Below are 4,220 nucleotides of genomic sequence, written 5' to 3' on the forward strand. Positions count from 1 at the left end.
GTTGACCTGCCTGAGGTGTGGGATGGGCGGGCTATGGCCCGTCTGGTGGGTGTGCTCGCCGGTGGTGCTGGTGAGGACCAGGTCGCGGTGCGGTCCTCCGGTGTCTTCGGGCGTCGGCTGGTCCGCGCCGCGAGCGGTGGCGCGGACTCGTGGGCGCCTTCGGGAACCGTTCTGGTGACTGGTGGTACGGGTGCCCTGGGTGGCCGGGTGGCGCGTTGGCTGGCTGGTGCGGGCGCGGAGCGTCTGGTGCTGACCAGCCGCCGGGGCGTGGACGCCCCGGGTGCCGCCGAGCTGGTGGCGGAACTGTCCGGGCTGGGTGTTGACGTGTCGGTCGTGGCGTGTGACGCCGCCGACCGTGACGCCCTACGCTCCCTGCTGGCCGCCGAGGCCGACGGCCTGACTGCCGTCGTGCACACCGCCGGGATCCTCGACGACGGCGTCCTCGACGCGCTGACTCCGGATCGTTTCGACAGCGTGTTGCGTGCGAAGGCGACCTCGGCGCTCAACCTGCACGAGCTGACTGGCGAGCTCGGTATCGAGCTTTCGGCGTTCGTGTTGTTCTCTTCGATGAGCGGCACCATTGGTGCTGCTGGTCAGGCCAACTACGCTGCTGCGAACGCCTATCTGGATGCCTTGGCTGAGCAGCGTCGTGCTGCCGGTCTGGCCGCGACTTCGCTCGCGTGGGGTCCGTGGGCCGAGGGCGGCATGGCCGCCGACGAGGCCCTTGAAGCCCGCATGCGCCGGGGTGGTGTTCCGCCCATGAACGCCGATCTCGCGATCACCGCGCTCCGGCAGGCCGTCGGCTCCGACGACGCGGCCCTGACGATCGTCGACTTCGACTGGGCGAAGTTCGTCCCCGGGTTCACGGCGGTGCGCGCCGGCAAGCTGCTTAACGATCTGCCGGAGGCCGAGGCCGTCACCCGCGCTACGGAGTACCCGGGTGACCGTCCCGAACGGTCGGGCTCGTCGCTCACCGAGCACCTCCGGAACATGGCCGACGGCGACCGCGAGCCGTTCCTGCTGGACCTCGTTCGCACGCAGGTCGCCGAGGTCCTCGGCCACTCCGGTGCCCAGGACGTCGAAGCGGGGCGGGCCTTCCGCGAGATCGGCTTCGACTCGCTCACCGCCGTCGAGCTGCGCAACCGCCTCGTCGCGGCCACCGAGCTGCGTCTGCCGGCCACGCTCGTCTACGACTACCCGACCCCGGCCGTACTCGCCGCCAACCTGCTCTCCGAACTTCTCGGCGCGCAGGTCGAGGCGACCGGCCCGGTGGCCTCGGCGGTCGACGACGACCCGATCGCGATCGTCGCGATGAGCTGCCGCTTCCCTGGCGGGGTGCGCAACCCCGAGGACCTGTGGCAGTTGCTGGCGTCCGGCTCCGACGCGATCTCGGACCTTCCCCTGGACCGAGGATGGGACCTGGACGCCCTGTACGACGCCGACCCGAGCGCGCAGGGCACGTCGTACGCCCGTCAGGGCGGCTTCCTCTACGACGCCGCCGACTTCGACGCCGACTTCTTCGGGATCTCCCCGCGCGAGGCCCTCGCCATGGACCCGCAGCAGCGGCTCCTCCTGGAGACCTCGTGGGAGGCCTTCGAGCGCGCCGGCATCGACCCCGAGACGCTGCGCGGCAGCCGGGCCGGCGTGTTCGTCGGTACCAACGGCCAGGACTACCTCTCCGTCCTCCTGGAGGAACCGGAGGGCCTTGAGGGGCACCTGGGCACGGGCAATGCCGCCAGTGTCGTGTCCGGCCGACTGTCGTACGTGTTCGGTCTCGAAGGCCCTGCGGTGACGGTCGACACGGCGTGCTCTTCGTCGCTGGTCGCCCTGCACTGGGCGATCCAGGCCTTGCGCAGCGGCGAGTGCTCGCTGGCGCTGGCCGGTGGCGTCACCGTCATGTCGACGCCGGGCACCTTCATCGAGTTCAGCCGTCAGCGCGGCCTGGCCACCGACGGCCGGATCAAGGCGTTCGCGGCGGCCGCGGACGGCACGGGCTGGGGCGAGGGCGTGGGCATGCTGCTCGTGGAGCGGCTGTCGGACGCGCAGCGCAACGGGCACCCGGTGCTGGCCGTGGTCCGGGGCTCGGCCGTCAACCAGGACGGTGCGAGCAATGGCCTGACCGCCCCCAACGGCCCGTCCCAGCAGCGGGTCATCCGCCAGGCGCTCGCGAGCGCCGGTCTCTCGGCCGCCGAGGTCGACGCGGTCGAGGCCCACGGCACGGGCACCACCCTCGGTGACCCCATCGAGGCGCAGGCCCTCCTGGCCACCTACGGCCAGGACCGCCCGGCCGACGGTCGGCCGCTGCTGCTCGGCTCCATCAAGTCCAACATCGGCCACACCCAGGCCGCCGCCGGTGTCGCGGGCGTCATCAAGATGGTTCTGGCCATGCAGCACGGGGTGCTGCCGCAGAGCCTCCACATCGACGCGCCGTCGCCTCAGGTGGACTGGGCGGCGGGCGACATCGCCCTGCTCACCGAGCAGCGCGCATGGCCCGAGACGGGCCGTCCGCGCCGCGCGGGCGTATCCTCGTTCGGCTTCAGCGGCACCAACGCCCACACGATCATCGAGCAGGCGCCGCTGCCGGAGCAGGCGGAGGAGGAGAACGCCGGTTCGGCGGATCCGGGGCTGCTGCCAGTTCCGCTGGTGATCTCGGCGAAGAGCGACGAGGGGCTGCGCGCCCAGGCCGACGCCCTGCGCGCGCGGCTGCTCGCGGAGCCTTCCCTCCGGCCGGCCGACATCGGCCGCACCCTGGCGACCGGACGTTCGGCGTTCGACGAACGCGCGGCGGTGGTGGCCGCGGACCGTGAGGGCCTGCTGGCCGCTCTCGCCGCACTGGCGGCGGGCGACTCGGCGCCGGGCATGGTGACGGGCTCGCCGGCCGGCGGCAAGGTCGCCTTCCTCTTCACGGGCCAGGGAAGCCAGCGGCTGGGCATGGGGCACGAACTGTACGAGGCCCACCCGGCCTTCGCCGACGCGCTCGACGAGGTGTGCGCACGCTTCGACCTCGAACTGCCGCTGAAGGAGGTCCTGTTCGGGGACGACGTGGACCTGCTGAACTGCACGGAGTACACCCAGCCCGCGCTGTTCGCGATCGAGGTGGCGCTGTTCCGGCTGCTGGAGTCGTGGGGTCTGCGCCCGGACTTCCTGTCCGGTCATTCGATCGGTGAGATCGCGGCCGCGCACGTCGCCGAGGTCTTGTCGCTGGACGACGCGTGCACGCTTGTCGCTGCTCGTGGCCGTCTGATGCAGGCGCTGCCGTCCGGTGGCGTGATGATCGCGGTGCAGGCTTCGGAGGAGGAGGTCCTGCCGCTGCTGACGGAGCGCGTGAGCATCGCGGCGGTCAACGGGCCGCGGTCCGTGGTCGTCGCCGGTGACGAGGACGCGGCGGTCGCCGTGGCCGAGGCCCTCACGGACCGCAAGGCGAAGCGGCTGACCGTCAGCCACGCGTTCCACTCCCCGCACATGGACGGCATGCTCGACGCCTTCTGCGAGGTGGTGGCGGGGTTGTCATTCGAGGCTCCCCGTATTCCGGTGGTCTCGAACCTGACCGGCGCGCTCGTCACCGACGAGATGGGCTCGGCGGAGTTCTGGGTGCGGCACGTCCGCGAGGCGGTCCGCTTCCTCGACGGCATGCGCGCCCTGGAGGCCGCAGGGGTCACCACGTACCTCGAGCTCGGCCCGGACGGTGTCCTCTCCGCCCTCGGCCAGGAATGCCTCGGTGCCGACGGAGCGGTGTTCGTGCCCGTCGTACGCAAGGGCCGTCCCGAGGCCGAGACGGCGATGGCCGCTGTGGCCGGGAGCCACGTCCGTGGGATCTCCGTCGACTGGCAGGCGCTCTACGGGGCGGGTGCCGTACGGGTCGACCTGCCTACGTACGCCTTCCAGCGCCGGCGCTACTGGCCGAAGACGGCTCTCGTGCGACGCGGCGACGCGATCACCGGGTCGGACATCGACGGCTGGCGATACCGGGTGTCGTGGAGGCCGCTGACCGTTCCGGCTGGTGTGCTGGGTGGTGAGTGGGTCGTTGTCGCGGGTGCGGATGAGTCCTCTGCCGAGGCTGTGGCGGATGCGCTGGCGGGGGGCGGCGCTGCGGTTCGGCGGGTTGTTGTCGAGCCGGGTGCGGATCGTGCTGCTCTGGCTGGGTTGTTGTCCGGTGTGGGTGCCGCCGCTGGTGTGGTGTCGTTGCTGGCGCTGGATGAGGCTTCCGGTGTTGTGCCGAC

General features: G+C 71.8%; 1 protein-coding gene. It reads left to right on the forward strand.

Translation table 11 applies throughout. The annotated features are described in order from the left end of the window. Window positions 1-4,220: type I polyketide synthase (locus ABTY04_RS40490; RefSeq protein ID WP_352218434.1), on the forward strand; the 4,220-nt coding region annotated here is incomplete at both ends.

This window comes from Streptomyces sp. NPDC097981 (assembly GCF_040302565.1).
Taxonomy (GTDB): domain Bacteria; phylum Actinomycetota; class Actinomycetes; order Streptomycetales; family Streptomycetaceae; genus Streptomyces.